This window comes from Marinobacter alexandrii (assembly GCA_039984955.1).
In the GTDB taxonomy this organism is placed as follows: Bacteria; Bacteroidota; Bacteroidia; order Cytophagales; family Cyclobacteriaceae; genus Ekhidna.
On the sequence record JBDWTN010000007.1, the window covers coordinates 1523838 to 1540860 of the forward strand.

17 protein-coding genes are annotated in these 17023 nt (G+C 38.7%); 9 read left to right on the top strand and 8 right to left on the bottom strand.

The window, feature by feature from the left end; all coding sequences use genetic code 11:
- Positions 1 to 990, bottom strand: coding sequence for a tRNA dihydrouridine synthase DusB (gene dusB / locus ABJQ32_13090; protein MEP5290578.1), 990 nt, complete (start codon positions 988 to 990; stop codon positions 1 to 3).
- 35 nt (positions 991 to 1025) lie between these two features.
- On the opposite strand from dusB, the gene ABJQ32_13095 reads away from it, so the two are divergent.
- The 6 genes from ABJQ32_13095 (at position 1026) to ABJQ32_13120 (ending at position 5239) form a co-directional block, all read left to right on the top strand.
- On the top strand, positions 1026 to 1898 hold the full coding sequence (locus ABJQ32_13095; protein ID MEP5290579.1) for a type II CAAX endopeptidase family protein: 873 nt from the start codon (positions 1026 to 1028) through the stop codon (positions 1896 to 1898).
- Entirely contained in the window at positions 1891 to 2097 is a 207-nt protein-coding gene (locus ABJQ32_13100; GenBank protein ID MEP5290580.1) for a hypothetical protein, read from the top strand. The genes ABJQ32_13095 and ABJQ32_13100 overlap by 8 nt, the downstream gene beginning before the upstream one ends.
- On the top strand, positions 2090 to 2908 hold the full coding sequence (locus tag ABJQ32_13105) for a phosphatidate cytidylyltransferase (protein ID MEP5290581.1): 819 nt from the start codon (positions 2090 to 2092) through the stop codon (positions 2906 to 2908). Before ABJQ32_13100 ends, ABJQ32_13105 begins: the two co-directional genes overlap by 8 nt.
- A gap of 67 nt (positions 2909 to 2975) precedes the next feature.
- Complete coding sequence (locus ABJQ32_13110; protein ID MEP5290582.1) at positions 2976 to 4250, top strand: Glu/Leu/Phe/Val dehydrogenase; 1275 nt, start codon at positions 2976 to 2978, stop codon at positions 4248 to 4250.
- Between the two features lie 111 nt (positions 4251 to 4361).
- Positions 4362 to 5018: a phosphatidylserine decarboxylase family protein gene (locus ABJQ32_13115; GenBank protein MEP5290583.1), complete on the top strand. Its 657-nt coding sequence runs from the start codon at positions 4362 to 4364 to the stop codon at positions 5016 to 5018.
- A complete protein-coding gene (locus ABJQ32_13120) occupies positions 5015 to 5239 on the top strand; it encodes a DUF6500 family protein (GenBank protein MEP5290584.1) in 225 nt (74 codons plus the stop codon). Before ABJQ32_13115 ends, ABJQ32_13120 begins: the two co-directional genes overlap by 4 nt.
- A gap of 7 nt (positions 5240 to 5246) precedes the next feature.
- Here ABJQ32_13120 and ABJQ32_13125 read toward each other — a convergent pair whose 3' ends face one another.
- Positions 5247 to 5672, bottom strand: coding sequence for a hypothetical protein (locus tag ABJQ32_13125; protein MEP5290585.1), 426 nt, complete (start codon positions 5670 to 5672; stop codon positions 5247 to 5249).
- A gap of 92 nt (positions 5673 to 5764) precedes the next feature.
- Positions 5765 to 7234: an IMP dehydrogenase gene (guaB, locus tag ABJQ32_13130; GenBank protein MEP5290586.1), complete on the bottom strand. Its 1470-nt coding sequence runs from the start codon at positions 7232 to 7234 to the stop codon at positions 5765 to 5767.
- A gap of 128 nt (positions 7235 to 7362) precedes the next feature.
- Here guaB and pnuC point away from each other — a divergent pair, with 128 nt between their 5' ends.
- Positions 7363 to 8025: a nicotinamide riboside transporter PnuC gene (gene pnuC, locus ABJQ32_13135; protein MEP5290587.1), complete on the top strand. Its 663-nt coding sequence runs from the start codon at positions 7363 to 7365 to the stop codon at positions 8023 to 8025.
- A gap of 113 nt (positions 8026 to 8138) precedes the next feature.
- Positions 8139 to 8681 carry an ATP-binding protein gene (locus ABJQ32_13140; GenBank protein ID MEP5290588.1) on the top strand — a complete coding sequence of 181 codons (543 nt, stop codon included), beginning with the start codon at positions 8139 to 8141 and terminating at the stop codon, positions 8679 to 8681.
- Between the two features lie 5 nt (positions 8682 to 8686).
- On the opposite strand, the gene msrA is transcribed toward ABJQ32_13140, so the two are convergent.
- Together msrA and ABJQ32_13150 are read right to left on the bottom strand one after the other, a co-directional pair.
- Positions 8687 to 9322: a peptide-methionine (S)-S-oxide reductase MsrA gene (gene msrA, locus ABJQ32_13145; protein MEP5290589.1), complete on the bottom strand. Its 636-nt coding sequence runs from the start codon at positions 9320 to 9322 to the stop codon at positions 8687 to 8689.
- Between the two features lie 89 nt (positions 9323 to 9411).
- Positions 9412 to 11760: a TonB-dependent receptor gene (locus tag ABJQ32_13150; GenBank protein MEP5290590.1), complete on the bottom strand. Its 2349-nt coding sequence runs from the start codon at positions 11758 to 11760 to the stop codon at positions 9412 to 9414.
- Between the two features lie 114 nt (positions 11761 to 11874).
- On the opposite strand from ABJQ32_13150, the gene ABJQ32_13155 reads away from it, so the two are divergent.
- Positions 11875 to 12507 (top strand): ribonuclease HII, encoded by a 633-nt coding sequence (locus tag ABJQ32_13155; GenBank protein MEP5290591.1) that lies wholly within the window; start codon positions 11875 to 11877, stop codon positions 12505 to 12507.
- Here ABJQ32_13155 and ABJQ32_13160 read toward each other — a convergent pair.
- The 3 genes from ABJQ32_13160 to ABJQ32_13170 are packed head-to-tail and all read right to left on the bottom strand — an operon-like array spanning position 12491 to position 16998.
- Positions 12491 to 12859 (bottom strand): response regulator, encoded by a 369-nt coding sequence (locus ABJQ32_13160; GenBank protein ID MEP5290592.1) that lies wholly within the window; start codon positions 12857 to 12859, stop codon positions 12491 to 12493. The two genes, ABJQ32_13155 and ABJQ32_13160, sit on opposite strands and share 17 nt — an antisense overlap.
- The gene (locus tag ABJQ32_13165; GenBank protein ID MEP5290593.1) at positions 12846 to 14810 is read right to left on the bottom strand and encodes a PAS domain-containing protein; all 1965 of its coding nucleotides are present in this window, start codon (positions 14808 to 14810) and stop codon (positions 12846 to 12848) included. The genes ABJQ32_13160 and ABJQ32_13165 overlap by 14 nt, the downstream gene beginning before the upstream one ends.
- A gap of 49 nt (positions 14811 to 14859) precedes the next feature.
- The gene (locus ABJQ32_13170; GenBank protein ID MEP5290594.1) at positions 14860 to 16998 is read right to left on the bottom strand and encodes a WG repeat-containing protein; all 2139 of its coding nucleotides are present in this window, start codon (positions 16996 to 16998) and stop codon (positions 14860 to 14862) included.
- Between the last annotated feature and the right edge of the window lie 25 nt (positions 16999 to 17023).

Here is a 17023-nt window from a genome sequence, read left to right on the forward strand (position 1 = left end):
TTAGGCAATCACTTCCGCAAAAAGTTCAGGTACTTGCAGTAATGTCTCTTTCACCTCTTCGTACGATTCTGACTCTACAAGTGTCGTTCGTACAGGTTTGAAATTGGGAATACCGCGGAAGTAATTCGTGTAGTGTCTTCTCATCTCAAAAAGTCCCTGTCGCTCACCCTTCCATTCTATTGAGAAATCGAGATGCTGCACAGCAACTTTGACGCGCTCATCCAGTGATGGTGCATGTAAGTGCTCACCTGTATTCATGAAGTGCTTGATCTCATTAAAAATCCATGGATAACCAATGGCAGCTCTGCCTATCATAATGCCATCTACACCATATCTGTTTTTGTATTCCAGAGCTTTTTCTGGAGAGTCAATATCTCCATTTCCGAAAATGGGAATATGAATATCCGGATCATTTTTAACCTCTGCAATTGGGCCCCAGTCAGCCTCTCCTTTATACATTTGTTTCCGGGTGCGTCCATGTATGCTCAAGGCCTTTATTCCCACATCTTGTAATCGATGAGCAACTTCTTTGATCTTAATAGTGGAATCATCCCAGCCAAGTCGCGTTTTCACAGTGACAGGTTTATTAACTCGCTTCACAATTTCAGCAGTCATTTCTTGCATTTTAGGCAAATCAAGAAGAATTCCAGCGCCTGCGCCTTTACAAGCTACTTTCTTAACTGGACAGCCATAATTTATGTCAATAATCTCTGGGTTAGCTGCTTCCGCAATGGAGGCCGCCTCTCTCATAGATTCAATTTTATCTCCAAAAATTTGAATCCCAATAGGCCGCTCGTAATCATAGATATCAAGCTTTTGTACACTTTTTTCTGCATGACGAATAAGGCCTTCAGAAGAAATGAATTCCGTATACATGAGATCGGCACCATTTTGTTTACAAACAGCACGAAATGGCGGATCACTCACATCTTCCATGGGTGCGAGTAGTAATGGAAACTCTCCTATTTCTATGTCACTGATTTTAACCACCTTGAACGATTATATTTGCCCGCAAAGTTAGACATATGCAGGAGATTCTCAGAAACAACCCGGAAGATAAGCACAGAGCAAGAGCGTGGGCTTTTGGGCTTGGTCTTTCCGCCTACATATCAATTGTTATGATTCTGGGTAGTGGCGGTAGTGAAGTGGATACGGATGCGATTTTGCGATTGGATCCAATTTTTCTTCTTGCAATTCAAGGAATTGTAGCTACACTCATGTTTATTGGCGTTTCCGCTCTCTTCATTGGAATTGCACTTAAGATTCCATTTTCTGAGTTTTTCCCAAAAGTTAGCTTGAGCACAGTTGTAATGGTCATACTCATTTCAATCAGCTTCATGGTCGTTAATAGTGCCATTGGAGAATGGAACATGAATCTTGATTTTGGAGATTCTGAATTTGCTAATTGGGCACAGCAATCTGAAGAGCAATTGAAAGTTTTGACCGAGCATCTAACCAATTTTACATCCACTACTCATTTCATCTTAGCATTTGTCGTTGTTGCTATCATTCCGGCAATAGGTGAAGAATTACTTTTTCGAGGATTGATTCAGAATTTTTTCTCAAAGGCCTTTGCAAATCATCATGTGGCGATTTGGATCACAGGATTTCTTTTTGCTGCAATTCATATGCAATTTTTTGGTGTTATGCCTCGTATGTTTTTAGGAGTTCTTTTTGGCTATTTATATCACTGGAGCGGAAAACTAACAGTGGCAATGATTGGTCATTTAGTAAACAATGGACTAGCATTAATAGCTCTTTATCTGGCTAACAGTGGGACTATTGAAGTTTCTCCTGAAGAAATAGAGCAATCAGCACCTTGGCCCGCAGTACTTGTTTTTGTGGTAATTTCATTTTTTCTGATCAGATCATTCTATAAAAAGTTCCAACATGCATGATTGGCAATCCGTGTTCAAAGATGATCGTGAATATCGCGCATTGATCGTGAAAGATGTCCTCGAAGACTTGGATATGCATCCGGTCATTGTTAATAAAAAAGTTTCTGCTTACGGTTTCGGGAATTTTGAAATCTTTGTAGCCCCCGATCAAGTGATTCGTGCAATAAAAGTTATAAAAGAAGAAATCAAGTTTGAGTAAATATCCAGATCTAGCCCCACGTTTTTTCTCTGCCATTATTGGCGGAATGATTATTATACTCTCATTGATATGGAGTGAATGGGGATTCCTTGCTGTATTCCTCTCTATTTCATGTTTGACCATGTGGGAATTTTACAGGTTGATGAGACTTCAAAGTTACTTACCTATTCGATTATTAGGAGTCGCTATTGGTGCTTTACTATTCATATTCACTTTTCTCATTGAAACGGATATACTACCTCCACGATTCTACGTAGCATTGTTTCCTTTAGCCTCTTTTGTTTTTCTCATCAAACTCTACAAGAAAAGTGATGTACACCCATTTATCAATATTGCACTTTTCTACCTTGGTATTTTATATGTAGCAGTTCCATTTGCATTGATTAATATTCTTGTTTTTTATAATGGAGAATATTCATACGAAATCATTCTTGGTTTACTATTTCTAACCTGGGCTAACGATGTTGGTGCATATTTTACGGGAATCCTTTTCGGTAAGACCAAACTCTTTGAGCGCATCTCTCCCAAAAAATCTTGGGAAGGTAGTATGGGTGGAGCGGCCTTCTCTATTCTTACAGCGATTGTTATAGGCCTCTATTTTAAAGGTCTAAATCCTGTTGAATGGATAAGTGTCTCCATAATCGTAGTAATAGCAGGTACTTATGGTGATTTAGTCGAGTCTCATTTTAAGCGCTCAATGCAAATAAAAGATTCAGGTACAATTATCCCAGGACACGGAGGTTTTCTAGATAGATTCGATAGCCTGTTAATTGCCGTACCATTCGTGGTAGTTTTCTTGAAATTATTCTAGAGAGAAGTATAAATCCCGTTAGCTTTGCAACTGAAGTAAACAACAAACCCCTTTTTATTTTATTCCTATGGCATATATAGAACCCGCGCCAATAAAGGACAGAGATAATCCATTTGAATCCATGATGTCACGCTTCCAAATTGCCGCCGAGCATCTCGGTCTGGATCAGGAAGTATATGATGTTTTGAAGACACCTGCTAAGCAAGTCATTGTCTCGCTTCCGGTGACCATGGACAATGGATCCATCAAAGTTTTTGAAGGATATCGTGTGATCCACTCTACTATCTTGGGCCCATCTAAAGGTGGTGTTCGATATGACATGGATGTAAATATCGATGAAGTGAAAGCACTCGCTGCATGGATGACATGGAAGTGTGCAGTGGTAGACATCCCATACGGTGGAGCAAAAGGAGGCATCAAATGTAACCCCCGAAAAATGTCTGCCGGTGAAGTGGAAAGGCTTACCAGAGCCTTTACACAAGCCATGCATGACGTTTTCGGAAAGGATAGAGATATTCCAGCTCCAGATATGGGAACCGGACCAAGAGAAATGGCTTGGATGATGGATCAATATTCTAGAAATCATGGTATGACGGTAAATTCAGTTGTAACTGGAAAACCGCTGGTTCTTGGTGGGTCTCTAGGAAGAGAGGAGGCGACAGGTCGTGGTGTGATGATCTCTGCTCTTGCTGCCATGGAAAAACAAAAAATTAACCCATTTAAAGCTACCTGCGCCATTCAAGGTTTTGGGAATGTAGGATCATGGGCTGCCCAGCTTTTGGAGGAGAGGGGTGTAAATATTGTCGCTGTTAGTGATTTATCAGGTGCCTATTACAATGCTGAAGGCATCAATATCAAGAAAGCCATGGAGTACCGGAATGGGAATAATGGTAGTCTGGAGGGATTTGCTGGAGCTGAAAAGATTGACTCTGAAGATTTGCTTCTCCTGGAAGTAGATGTTCTCGTTCCCGCAGCAATTGAAGATGTAATTACTCAGGCAAATGCTGATAAAATCAAAGCCAAGATGATTGTAGAAGGAGCTAACGGCCCTACTTCAGCTAAGGCTGATGCCATTATCAATGAAAAAGGAATACTTGCTGTACCTGACATCTTAGCTAATGCTGGTGGTGTGACTGTTTCCTATTTTGAGTGGGTACAAAATCGACTTGGGTACGGATGGACTCGTGAACGTGTAAGTAGGCGTTCAGATCGAATTATGAAAACTGCTTTCGACAAAGTCTACAATACTGCCAAAGAATATGATGTAAGCATGCGTATTGCTGCATACATCGTCGCAATTGATAAAGTGGCTAAAACCTATAAATTCCGAGGTGGCTTTTAAGTCGTGGGACGGCAGTCAATTGCTTGAAATGTCACCCTGAAATTGTTTTCAGGGTCTAGATGCTGACTGCTCCGCGACGGAATAAATTCAGTATGACTTAACTAAAGAAATATGAGACTACACAAGGAGGGTATTAAGATGATCCCGCTAATGGCGGTCTTCACTGGTGGGCTTTATGTATTGCTTTACTGGTTGATCCCATTTGCAGCGGTTCAAATAATTTTGGCTATAGCAGCAGTCATCTTCATGGTTCTTGTCATTCGATTTTTTCGTGATCCCAAGGTGATTACACCACCAAGGGATGGAGTAGTTTATGCTCCTGCCGAGGGGAAAGTAGTGGTAATAGAGCGTGTATATGAAGGCGAATACCATAAGGATGATCGCATCCAAGTCTCCATTTTTATGTCCCCCCTCAATGTGCATGTAAATAGAAGTCCCGTAAAAGGTAAGGTTGATTTCTTCCAATATCACCCAGGTAAATTTCTAGTAGCATGGCATCCAAAATCCAGCACAGATAATGAACGCACGTCTGTAGGCTTTAAAACTGAAAATGGGGTAAATATCCTAATGCGTCAAATCGCTGGAGCTGTCGCGCGTAGAATTGCTTTCTATCCAAGCATCGGCGATCCAATGGAACAGGGAACCTCTGTCGGATTCATTCGATTTGGTAGTCGGGTAGATTTATTTCTTCCACTTGATGCAGATATCAAGGTCAAGATTGGTGATCTAACAAAGGGTGGAGAGACAGAAGTAGCTACACTTAAATGACAGAATCTTTTAGAAAAAAAATTATTCAAGTTTGCAATGACAAAATTGCAACTAAAGGTGAAAACGTTGGGCTTTCCTTTTATGCCTTCTTTGCCAATAAAAATGATAACCCAAAATTATTGATGGAAGTAGCAGAATGGTGGATTCTCGAAAACGAACTTGACCATTTTGAAAAAGCTGTTAAAATCAAAGAAATGGTAGAGGAATTTCCCGCCCTCTGATACCTTCCTAAATCTCTCTTTTCAAGTCTTCAACTATCCTTAAGGCGTCTGACTTATCTTTTGAAACTACTCTGAAATCATCTTGAACACTTTTTTTAGCAGCTTGGTCTATCCCCATTTTAGAAATGGTTTTTGGAATGATTTCAACGGATTTATATAAATTATTTTCTAAGGCATATTTCATGCCTTTACCTATATACTCTTTCGCTTCGTTGGATGGCACTCCGAAACCTGAAAGGTCTGCCAAAGCAATAAATTTTTCTTTGTCAAATGAATCAACTGCGTTCTTAAATTCTGCAAAAAAAGTAGCTCCTAATTCTTCAGTGAATTTTTTATCCCAAAAATTCTTAAGCTCGAAGTGAAGTACATGATCATTTGTGCTAATAACTTTAAAGTATTCTGAAAGCTGCATACGTATTTCTTTAAGTGACATCAATCTATCAAAATATGTTAAATGATAGTATTTAAATCGATCACTTAAAACTTCTCCCTGCTCAATGGCAGTTTATCAAGGATAACAGAAAATCACTTCCTACTATAATTCGGGGCTTCTCTTGTGATATGGATGTCATGTGGATGGCTTTCAGCAACTCCTGCTCCCGAGATTTTCACAAATTTAGCATTCTGCAAATCTTCAATACTCCCAGCACCACAATAGCCCATTCCAGCTTTCAACCCACCTACCATCTGATAAAGTACTTCTTGCACTGAGCCTTTGAATGGCACTCGCCCCACGATCCCTTCAGGAACAAGCTTTTTGATGTCATCTTCTGCATCCTGAAAGTAACGATCTTTTGATCCTTCTTCCATCGCTTCTACAGAGCCCATTCCACGGTATGATTTAAATTTTCTGCCTTCATATAGGATCACTTCACCCGGCGCTTCTTCGGTACCTGCCAGCAATGAACCAATCATTACGGTGTTTCCTCCTCCAGCAATGGCCTTCACTACATCTCCTGAGAATCTAATACCTCCATCTGCTACAACGGGGACTCCTGAGCCTTTAATGGCTTGTGAAGACTCGAACACTGCAGAAAGCTGTGGTACTCCTACTCCTGCAATCACCCGTGTAGTACAAATACTTCCAGGTCCAACTCCCACTTTCACAGCATCAGCACCTGCTTCTACCAATGCTTTAGCAGCATCGGGGGTCGCAATATTTCCTACAATTGTTTCCAAATCTGGAAAAGCTTTTTTTATTCTCTTGGCCATATCAATCACACCCTTTGAATGACCATGTGCGGTATCGATGGACACTAAGTCCACACCTGCTTTTACCAACGCAGCAATTCGATCTTCAATATCCGGAGTGACACCTACTGCGGCTCCCACTCTCAATCTACCATACTCATCCTTACAGGCGTTTGGACGATCTCTATTTTTCAGAATGTCTTTGTATGTAATTAGTCCAGTCAGTTTACCCTCTTTGTCGACGATTGGAAGTTTCTCTATTTTATGTTCTTGAAGAATGGCTTCCGCCTCATTCAACCCTACTTCTGCCGTGGCAGTAATTAGGTTCTCTTTAGTCATTATATCTTTTACCGGTTTCTTAGGCTTTTTCTCAAAACGTAAATCACGGTTGGTCACAATGCCAATCAGTTTATTCTCTTTGTCAACAACAGGGATCCCTCCAATCTTATTTTCTTTCATGATCGCTTCCGCATCACTAACTGTTGCATCGACATGAAGCGTGATTGGATCAAGAATCATCCCACTCTGGGATCTCTTCACTTTGCGAACCTGAATGGCCTGCTGATCAATTGTCATATTTTTATGAATAATTCCAACACCGCCTTCGAGCGCCATGGCAATAGCCAATTTCGCCTCGGTAACTGTATCCATTGCAGCAGAAACCAAAGGAATATTTAATCGAATGTTTCGAGTAATCTGTGCTGATGTTTCAGTGTCTCGCGGGAGTACTTCAGAATAACCTGGTAGAAGAAGCACATCGTCATAGGTAAGTGCTTCAAAGAGGAATTTATCGTTTATCGTCATGGCAAATAATACTGAACTGTTATGATTATTTGCCGTGCAAAATTATGTCGGTTGCATAGAATAAGTACTATCGCAAGACATATTTTTACAAATAGAATGAGCAGAATGCTCAACTCGGCTATTGAGCCATGTCAGCAGTTGTTGTTGATATGTATCAAACAGCCCAATTATCAATTTTAATACGTATGGATATTTGGAGTTCATTTTACGACCAGCTTCTCGAGACCACTTGGCTAGAATTCATCGCTGTAATATGTGGTATTCTAAGTGTTTGGTTTAGTAAACAAGAGAGTATACTCGTTTACCCGTTCGGTATAGTGAGTGTTATTATTTTCGTTTATCTGACCTACGAATATGGCCTCTATGCAGAGACAGGAATAAATGTATACTATTTTGTAATGAGTGCCTATGGCTGGTGGAATTGGAAAAACACGAAGGATATTGCTTCAAGTCAGATACCAATTACTAAGAGTACTAAAGGCGGACATATCGTCAATGTAACCACATTCATTTTAGCCTCGATTTTTATCTACATGATGCTTATCAAATTCACAGACAGTACTGTGCCTTTGATCGATTCAATAACTACCGGTTTAGCCATTACAGGGATGTATTTAATGGCACTTAAAAAAATTGAGCATTGGTTATTTTGGATCGCTTGCGATCTAATATCCATACCTCTATACATCTATAAAGGACTTCCTTTTACAAGTCTACAGTTTCTTGTTTTTACTTATCTGGCTGTATTGGGATGGATTTCTTGGAGAAGAAAATTAACAATGGATGAATAATAGGAAAGTATCATTCTCCTGACAGGAGTAATTTATCCCTTAAGCTTAAATATTTCTCGCTTCCACTCGAAAAAACGATCTAAGGAAGATTTTTCAAACATGATTAGCACAAAATGAAAAAAATAGTGGTTTTGGGTCCTGAATCTACCGGTAAAAGCGAACTATGCCAGCATCTAGCTAGACATTATGAAACCGAATGGGTACCAGAATATGCTAGGTTCTATTTGGATCGATTGGCAGAAGAGTATCAACAACATGATCTGAAATCAATAGCAGAGGGCCAGTTAGCTTGGGAAGATGAAAAAGCTGAATACGCCAACAAATATTTAATCTGTGATACCAATCTTATTGTGATCAAGGTATGGAGTGATCATAAATATGAAAATACAGAATCCTGGATCCAAGCTCAGCTTGATAACAGAAAATATGATTTCTACTTGCTTAACAATATAGATATTCCATGGATCCCGGATCCTCAGCGGGAACATCCAAAGCTTCGAAAACACTTCTTTGATGTATTTAAAAGTTACCTTGAAAAAAATGATCAGCCTTATGCTATTGTTTCAGGAATTGAAGGAGATCGAAAAAAATGTGCAGTGGACGCAATTGAAAATTATTTCAGCGGCACAAAAAATGCCGGAATTGATCCGGCATAATTCTTTTAGTTTGACTTCAGTATGTTTTTAAATTTCTTAGCTACTTTCTCTATTTTAGGTCGAGAGACATTCACTATATAACCGTTGTTAGGATGTTTTTCTTCATAGTCCTGATGATACTCTTCAGCTATATAGAAAACATCTAACTTACTCAACTTAGTGGCTATAGGCTTAGAAAAATCGGAGGCCAATTCCTTTATTTTAGCTTCTGAAAGTCTTTTTTGTTTCTCGTTGTGATAGAAAATTTCTGATCGATATTGAGGTCCTACATCTGGCCCTTGTCTATCAACTTGCGTTGGATCATGGGCTGTGAAAAAGATTTCTAAAAGTGTTTCATAACTAATAACTGATGGATCATAGTATACCTGAACAGCCTCTGCATGCCCTGTCCTACCAGAGCTTACCATTCTATAATCTGCTGTTTTCTTATCTCCTCCTGAATATCCTGAGACTGCTTCAGCTACCCCAACGATTTGTTCAAATGACGCCTCCACACACCAAAAGCATCCACCGGCAAAGGTGGCTGTATCCAGTTTTTGATAATTAATCACTTGGGGCTCAGCCTTAGGTTCTTTACCTCCGTTACCCTGTGTTTGGCAACTGAAGAAAAAGAAACTTGCTATTAATGCTATATACTTCATGTTTTCAAATTTGTAAATAAGATACGGATACAGTGATGTTATTGATTTTTTATTCTTCAATATGTAACCGTTCTTACAAATCAGATGTTTTAAAATTCGATTCTATAACTTAGGTTGGGGAAGAAACTTACTTGTGAATCGGAACGAATTTGGCGAGCACCTGGATCATAAAAGCGGAAAGACTCATTTGCTCTTTGTGTAAGGTTTTGAACATTCAAAGCAATAACGGATGTAAGTTTCGGTCTGTTTCTTCTGTAGCTAATACCAATATCCATTCTGAAGAAATTATCCAATTTCAGATCATAATTTCTACCAAAATCAAAACGAGTGCTTCCTTCATTAATCGATCTGGTAACGTCTGGTGGAGCCTGTCTTTTTCCACCAGCAAAAATGAATTTTCCATTTAAGCCAATGGTATTGTTTCCATTTTTCCCCACTGGAATCTCTTTTCCCGCTAAAAAATTAAATATGTATCCACCATCAAATTGTGTGCTTCTTTCTACTCCATCTGCCCCTGTGTACAAGGATTTATAGAGAGAGGCAGTAGATAGCATGTAAAATCCATTGGTGAGGAAGCGCTCTAGCGTTAGCTCCAGACCGTAATTTCTTCCAGTCCCATCGTTGGCTAGTTCCGTGCTGGTATAGCCATCAAAAGTGTTAAGTGTAGAAAAGGAAAGAGCTTCAGCATCTGATATCGTATCATTGGGCCAAACAGGAACATCATATAAGTATTGGTAATACATCTCAGTCTTGAATTTCAAACCAGGCTTAAGCATTTTTTCAAAGCCCAATGCCACATGAGCTGCACGTGTAAAGCCAAGATCTTTGTTGTTTTGGACAAAACCCCCTCCTTCCAACTGTTGCCTTGCTGTGTAAAGTGCTACCGTTTCCATTCTACTATGAAGTCCTGCCCCGCCAGAGAAGGTATGAGTTCCTCTATTCCATCTAAATCCTGCGCGTGGTTCTATATATGTTTGGCTATTAAGTGCGAAATGGGAGACATGAATCCCAGAATTGAATGTTAATTGATCAGATGGCCTATACTGCCAATTGCCAAATCCTTGAATGAATCCTGCGTGATCATTCTCATCAAGTGTCGTGATGTACCTATTCTCTGCTTGAAACAAGAACTGATTTTCAAGATCAAATCCCAATCTGCTAAAAACGGTACCGATCCGAAGTGCATGTCGAGCAGAAATTTTTTGATTGTAAAAGGTTGAGAATCTTAATTGTGTTTCTACAAAATCCTCCCTTTCATAGAGTTTTACATTCAACGAATCAGAATTATTTCTCAGTTTGCTAAATGATCCAGAAATTATTGTTTCAAAAAATGAGTCATCTGAAACATAAAAGACGTTTGTAATGCCAGCAACTCCCAAAGTCTGATCTTCGGATTCAACCAAAAAATCCCCAAATACTTGATTTGGATTAAAATCATACGTGTTTCGACCTCCTAGACCCCATATAGAAAATGAGCCAAATTTTTTCGTGGGTACTCGTACCTTAAAGGATAAATCCTGAAAAGCTATGTCCTCTTCTTCTCCTAGAAGATCCAAACCTAAATTGGTCAATAATGAAAGGGTTGAATATCGATAATTAACTAGATAAGATGAACGACCTTCTTTGGAGATAGGGCCTTCTGAAGCAGCGGCAACTCCCAACAAGCCAGCCTGAATGGCATGCTCATGTTTATCAAAATTTCCTTGCCTTAGCTGCAAGTCAAAAATTCCAGATGTTGCATTTCCATATTGAGCTGGGAAAGCACCGGTGAAAAAATCTGAGCTAGCCAAGACACTAGAGCTTAACATACTAATCCCTCCAGCGGAAGATCCTATTGAAGTAAAATGATTTGGATTGGGTATTTCCACACCTTCCAGTCTCCATAAAATTCCCTTAGGAGAGTTTCCCCTAATTACGATTTCGTTTAGGAGATCATCACCCCCGGTTTGCACTCCGGCATAAGTGAGTGCCGCCCTTGCTGGATCATCAAAAGTGGCAGCAAATCGGCTTGTTTCTTCTACTCCTAACGAGATGGCGCTTACCGTAGCAAGCTCATTCCTTGGCTCGCCTTTTTTCTGATTTTCTGCTGTTACGACTACCTCATCCAATTGCTCTAAAGACTCGGTGAGCTTTGCATTGATTATAGCCTCTTTTCCTGTGCTCACCAATATTTCGGGGATGTTAACAGGGAGGTATCCTAGGTAAGAGACGTTTAATGATCTTCGACCAATAGGGACATCATCGATTCGGTAATATCCATTTATATCAGATATTGCTCCTATAGGAGGATCAATGCCGACAACCATTACCGTTGCTCCTATGATAGGAGTACCGGATTGTTCATCTACGATTTGTCCTTTTACGGTTTGTGTCAGTGTCTGAGAAAAAGTTGAAGTAGCTAGACAACAAATAACAAGAAGTAAGTTCAGTTTGAGCATGTGAGTGATTAAAAGTTTTACCAAGGACGTACATAGATACTCAATGGCTTCAAAATGCTTTAAATTTTTATAAATTTTAACACAAACTTCGACTGCCAGTATAACTTTGATGATATGTTAAAACCATATTTTCAGAAGGAAAAGATTGAGGCCGGATGTGATGAAGCAGGAAGAGGTTGCCTTGCTGGTCCAGTTGTTGCTGCTGCTGTGATCCTTCCTAAAGATTATAAACACAAAGAATTAAATGATTCAAAGCAACTCACCAAAAAAAAACTTTATTCTCTCAGAGAGGATGTTTTGAATGATGCCCTCTCATGGGGAGTTGGGACAGCATCTCCAGAAGAAATTGATGATATAAATATTCTTAATGCAAGCTATTTGGCTATGGATCGTGCCGTTGAGAAATTGAAGGTCAGTCCTGGACTTCTACTCATAGATGGAAATCGATTTAAAACTACAAGTGAAATTCCATTCGAATGCATCATCAAAGGGGATGGAAAATTTCTCTCAATTGCAGCTGCGTCCATTCTGGCCAAAACACACCGTGATGATCTGATGCACAAGCTAGCAAATGAATTTCCGGGATATGGCTGGGAAACTAATGTTGGGTATCCCACGAGAGTTCATAGAGAAGGATTAAAAGAAATGGGGAGTACGCCTCATCACCGTTTGAGTTTTCAGTTATTACCAAGACAGCTAGAATTGTTCCCTGAAAATATTGGGACAAAAACTAATTCACTAAAGTAGATGCAATCTTCTCTCTATCTAATGGCTTCTCTAGCATGGAAGTCACAAAAGGATTCTCATCAGCTTTGCGCTGATCTGAAGGATCAATAGATGAAGTAAGAATATAGATCTGTTTACCCTTGTTGGTCAACTCTGGTAATGCTTCTAGGAATTCCCACCCATTCATAACGGGCATGTTTAAATCCAGAAATATAATGTCCACCGATTGACTCTTAAGAAAATCTATTGCTTCTTCTCCATTCATTGCCTTGTAGATTTCCACAGTAGCATTCTCTTTTCTTATCGCTAGCTCAGCTAGCGTTAGAAAGATAGGATCATCATCCACAAGTAATATTTTACTAGGATTTTGCATCAAAATACACCTTAAACTTGGTTCCTTTATTCAATTCACTCTCTACCTCAATACGGCCATTTATTGCCTCTACTTGCTGTTTTGTCATATAAAGACCCATTCCATGACCACTTTCCTCATCTGCATGAAATCGTGAACCTAGTTGAAACATTTTATTTCTATATCTATCCAAATCAATTCCTCTTCCCTCATCCGCAACTGTTAAAAGTACTTCTTTTGATTCTTTTTTAGCACAAATTGTAATTTTTCGTCGATCTTCCGTTACCCCGTACTTCATCGCATTGGTAATCAAATTATGAAGAATACTTTGTAAATACGCCGGTAAAATCCTAAGAGACAGGTCATTCGGAATGCTTACATCAAATTCGATGTTTTTCTCAGTTGCTGATTTTCTATTGAGCAAGAAGACATCATTGACTACATCTAAAAGATTAACTTCCTCTTTTTCAAGCATAGATATGTCCTTTTCAAAGTTGAGAAGGTCATTAATTGCATCAATCGCTAAATTCAACTTTAAAGCTGTTGCCTTAAGCATATCAAAGTACTCTTTGTTTCCAGGGTCATCCTCAATAATATTGAGAAGTCCGACGAGATTTGCAACTGAAGACCTGAAGTTATGCGAGGTGATGTATGAAAAATCCTTAAGGCGTTGATTTTGCTCTATTGTTTTGCTAAAAAGCTTATGCAATTCGATTTCGTTTTGGGAGCGGATTCGAATATTAACTAGCATTTCTGAAAAAAGCTCAAGCAATAGAACTTCTTTTTCACTTGCATTATGGGCTTCTTTAACCCAATCAAAGCCAACAAAACCAACACACTCTTTTCCATGAATCATTGGCATGGTCATCAAACTCTTCACATTTTGTGATTCCAATAGTTCTCTGTAAGCTAATTTTTTGACCTTTTTGGAATCAACTATTAGCATTGGCTTACCGACCAAAGTGGAATTTTCCATCTCTGGCACTATATCTAAGGGAAGATTTTGACTATTACTAATTTCCGAATTTACCCCTGGAGCACACCACTCATATGTGTTATTACAAATACCTTTTTCCTTGTCTAAATCGAAAACGTAGGATCTATCTGCTCCTACAAATTCTCCAAGCTCTCTCAAAGAGTCATTAATAGCATTTTCAACTTCTTCCAGAGGTAAATCAATGTATTTAGTAGATAGTTCTATTAGTATTCTTTGCATTTCAGCATATCGCATCAATGCCTTTTCTGCTTCCTTTTCTTTCGTAATATTTCGTATCGCTCCGTCGAAATATATTTTCCCGTCTACTCCCTTTATTTTTATTGAATTGAGGTAGCCCCAGAAAGTGCTACCATCTTTTCGTCTAAATTCAATTTCTTTATTCTCAACCGATCCTTTTTCAACCACCTCATCGCCTACTTCCTTCCTCTGGTTTGGGTTTTTGTATAATTCCATAGGATCCATCGCCATAATTTCTTCGGTAGAATTATGGCCAAACATTTTTACAAACTCGTCATTTACATAGATGATCCCTTTTCGATTTTCACTTCTATATATGGCTTCATTGATGTTTCTATTTATACTTTCAAGCAACTGTTCTCTCGAACGAATTTTCTCCAAAAACTCTTTTTCCTTCGTAACATCACGAATAGCGCCATCCCAAAAAAGATCCCCCGCATCATTTTTATGCATGATGGTACTTACAAGCCCAACAAATTCTGAATTATCCTTTCTTAAGAATACCACTTCCTCATTTTCATAGGAGTGATTTGCGTTCAACCTATTGATTAAGCGAATACGATCTTTGGGATCCTTATACATTTTAGAGATTGCTCGATTTTTCACATCATCCTCAGATGAAAAACCAAACATTCTTACAAATGCCTTATTTACATATATCAGCCCATCTTCGGCACTGCGAAAAACAGCCTCACTTATATTCTGGTTGACAGATTCCAGAAGTTGGTTAAAGTCCATACTCTTAGTCAATTAGCTGGTTGACTGTTATTGTAAAAGAATAAAAGTCCTAGTCCTTTACCATCAGGTAATTTCCTTTGACTTTAATTTCTCGGTGGTTAATCTTAAAAATTTGTTGCCCATCTGAGTCCAAAACTCCCCAGGCGTTGTTATTGGATACCAAAATCTGGCTTCCATGATCTTCTAGTTGGTCATAAGCAGGTCTCAAGATGAATACTCCTGACCCATCTACCAAACCAAATTGACTATCTATATTCTGCACAAGATAATTACCTGTACTTAATCTGCGTATAGATTTCCAAATAAGTTCTAATACCTCATTTCCCTCTTTATCCACCAACCCGTACATGCCATTTACTTCTACAATTGACTTTCCCTTTTCGAATGAAGAAACAGATTCATAATATGGTTGAACACGGATCTGCTCATTTTTATTGATAAACCCCCATCTACCTCTTAATAAAATTGGTGCGCGTCCTTCTTGAAATGAACCAACTTGATCATACCGATTGCTAATTCTTAATCTCCCTTTATTATCCACAAAGCCCATTCTGTTTTCTTTTGTTATCGAAAAAAACCCTTCACCATACCCTGAAATGTTTTGATAACCCTCCTCATATCTAAGTATTCTTTCACCTTCAGAATTCAAGAGAATAGAAACTCCATCATTACTTAACTCATAATGATCTGACCACAATTTTATACTTTCAAACTCCGGATAAATCTCTATTTCTCCTTTTGCATTTAGCAACCCAAAGTTCCCCTCCTCTCCCAAAATCAGTGTAAATGCTCCTAATTTCTTTATTGGCCGAGCGGTAGTTTTATGCATTTTTAAGTCATTTTTATAAATGGTATAACCCCTTCCTCTCCTTCCCGCTAGAATATCTCCCAAATCTATAATTTCTTCATACTCTGGCCTTACAGACCATAGACCATTGGCATTTAATACGCCCCAGCGGTTTAAATATAAAATCAGGTACTTATCGTAAGAAGTAATTATACTATCGTATTTGAAAACTCCAATCTCATCATTTAAATGATCAATGATTCCCCAGTGATTGTTTCTCTTACCGATCAATTGATTTCGTAGACCATAGTTCAGCTGCTGGTATGGAAGTCGATTTTTCACTCCACCTTTCAAGTCAAGAAGGAACCACTCATTCTTCTGAAGACCAAGAAAGAGGTTATCGACAAATACAATTGAATCATACCCTGAGATAAACGATTTTCCATTTTCTTCAAGAACTGACCACTTCCTCGTCCTACTATTTTGCACGACCAGGTAATCAACAGCTATATCCTTAAGAAGGAACTCATGATTCTGAAGTAAATTATTATTCTTTAATACCAAGTGATGAGCCCCATTTAAATAGCCAACTAATAGTCCACTTTTGCTGGTTGAAAGAGAATCACACTCCCACGTGAGCAGGACAGTATCCGCTTGATAAATAGTCCATTTTGGGAATGAAACAGGATTCATTCCAATTCCCTTTTTTTCGTAGTTCTTATTTACAAAATCATGAATAACTTTTCCCTCTATGGATAAAAATCCTGCATACCCATCCCTGAAAGCTATCCATCCATCATCAAATGACAATGAATCTAATCCCAATTGCATCAGTTCTCCACTAGAATAATAAAGATCAGTTTTATGACTTTTTTTCTTGCCAATGAACAGTCCGTTCGACTCAACGACAGACTTGTATTGGAGAGGCACCAAGACCTGATTATCAAACGAGACAATTCCAAATTGCAAATACTTACCATTAAAGTCACCTACTAACCAATGTGATCCAATGGGTTCGATTGTGAAATAATTGAAACTTATCAATGTATTTCCTTTGGAATCCAGTATTCCATGAAACAGTTTATTGCTAAATTTTCCTTTAATTGATGCTTTGAAAAAATTAGGAGCGGAAGGTGTAATTGAATAAAATTTCTGACCTGTCAGTGATTTGTTTCTGACAGTAATTAAGCCCCAGAGTTCTCTGTCTCTAAACCCTATTACTCCGTTATGAATTTCTGTTGATCCATCTGACCATCCTAATTTTTCATATACAGGAGGAACTGTGACATTTCCTGTCTCATCCTTTATGCCATAGTAACCGTCTTTCTCAAAAACGCTGAAGTCTTCAGCGTATGAGATTAATGCACTAGTAAAAAATATAAATAATATTAAGCTTCGCATTCTCCCGCAAACAAATATAAAGCGG

Bases quoted from the DNA above. Each gene is read 5' to 3' on its own strand.
- ABJQ32_13115 (MEP5290583.1), top strand. From the start codon at position 4,362: ATGAGACTACACAAGGAGGGTATTAAGATGATCCCGCTAATGGCGGTC.
- msrA (MEP5290589.1), bottom strand. From the start codon at position 9,322: ATGAAGTATATAGCATTAATAGCAAGTTTCTTTTTCTTCAGTTGCCAA.
- ABJQ32_13100 (MEP5290580.1), top strand. From the start codon at position 1,891: ATGCATGATTGGCAATCCGTGTTCAAAGATGATCGTGAATATCGCGCA.
- guaB (MEP5290586.1), bottom strand. From the start codon at position 7,234: ATGACGATAAACGATAAATTCCTCTTTGAAGCACTTACCTATGACGAT.
- pnuC (MEP5290587.1), top strand. From the start codon at position 7,363: ATGTCAGCAGTTGTTGTTGATATGTATCAAACAGCCCAATTATCAATT.
- ABJQ32_13095 (MEP5290579.1), top strand. From the start codon at position 1,026: ATGCAGGAGATTCTCAGAAACAACCCGGAAGATAAGCACAGAGCAAGA.
- ABJQ32_13160 (MEP5290592.1), bottom strand. From the start codon at position 12,859: ATGCAAAATCCTAGTAAAATATTACTTGTGGATGATGATCCTATCTTT.
- ABJQ32_13155 (MEP5290591.1), top strand. From the start codon at position 11,875: ATGTTAAAACCATATTTTCAGAAGGAAAAGATTGAGGCCGGATGTGAT.
- ABJQ32_13140 (MEP5290588.1), top strand. From the start codon at position 8,139: ATGAAAAAAATAGTGGTTTTGGGTCCTGAATCTACCGGTAAAAGCGAA.
- ABJQ32_13165 (MEP5290593.1), bottom strand. From the start codon at position 14,810: ATGGACTTTAACCAACTTCTGGAATCTGTCAACCAGAATATAAGTGAG.
- ABJQ32_13120 (MEP5290584.1), top strand. From the start codon at position 5,015: ATGACAGAATCTTTTAGAAAAAAAATTATTCAAGTTTGCAATGACAAA.
- ABJQ32_13125 (MEP5290585.1), bottom strand. From the start codon at position 5,672: ATGTCACTTAAAGAAATACGTATGCAGCTTTCAGAATACTTTAAAGTT.
- ABJQ32_13170 (MEP5290594.1), bottom strand. From the start codon at position 16,998: ATGCGAAGCTTAATATTATTTATATTTTTTACTAGTGCATTAATCTCA.
- ABJQ32_13150 (MEP5290590.1), bottom strand. From the start codon at position 11,760: ATGCTCAAACTGAACTTACTTCTTGTTATTTGTTGTCTAGCTACTTCA.
- ABJQ32_13110 (MEP5290582.1), top strand. From the start codon at position 2,976: ATGGCATATATAGAACCCGCGCCAATAAAGGACAGAGATAATCCATTT.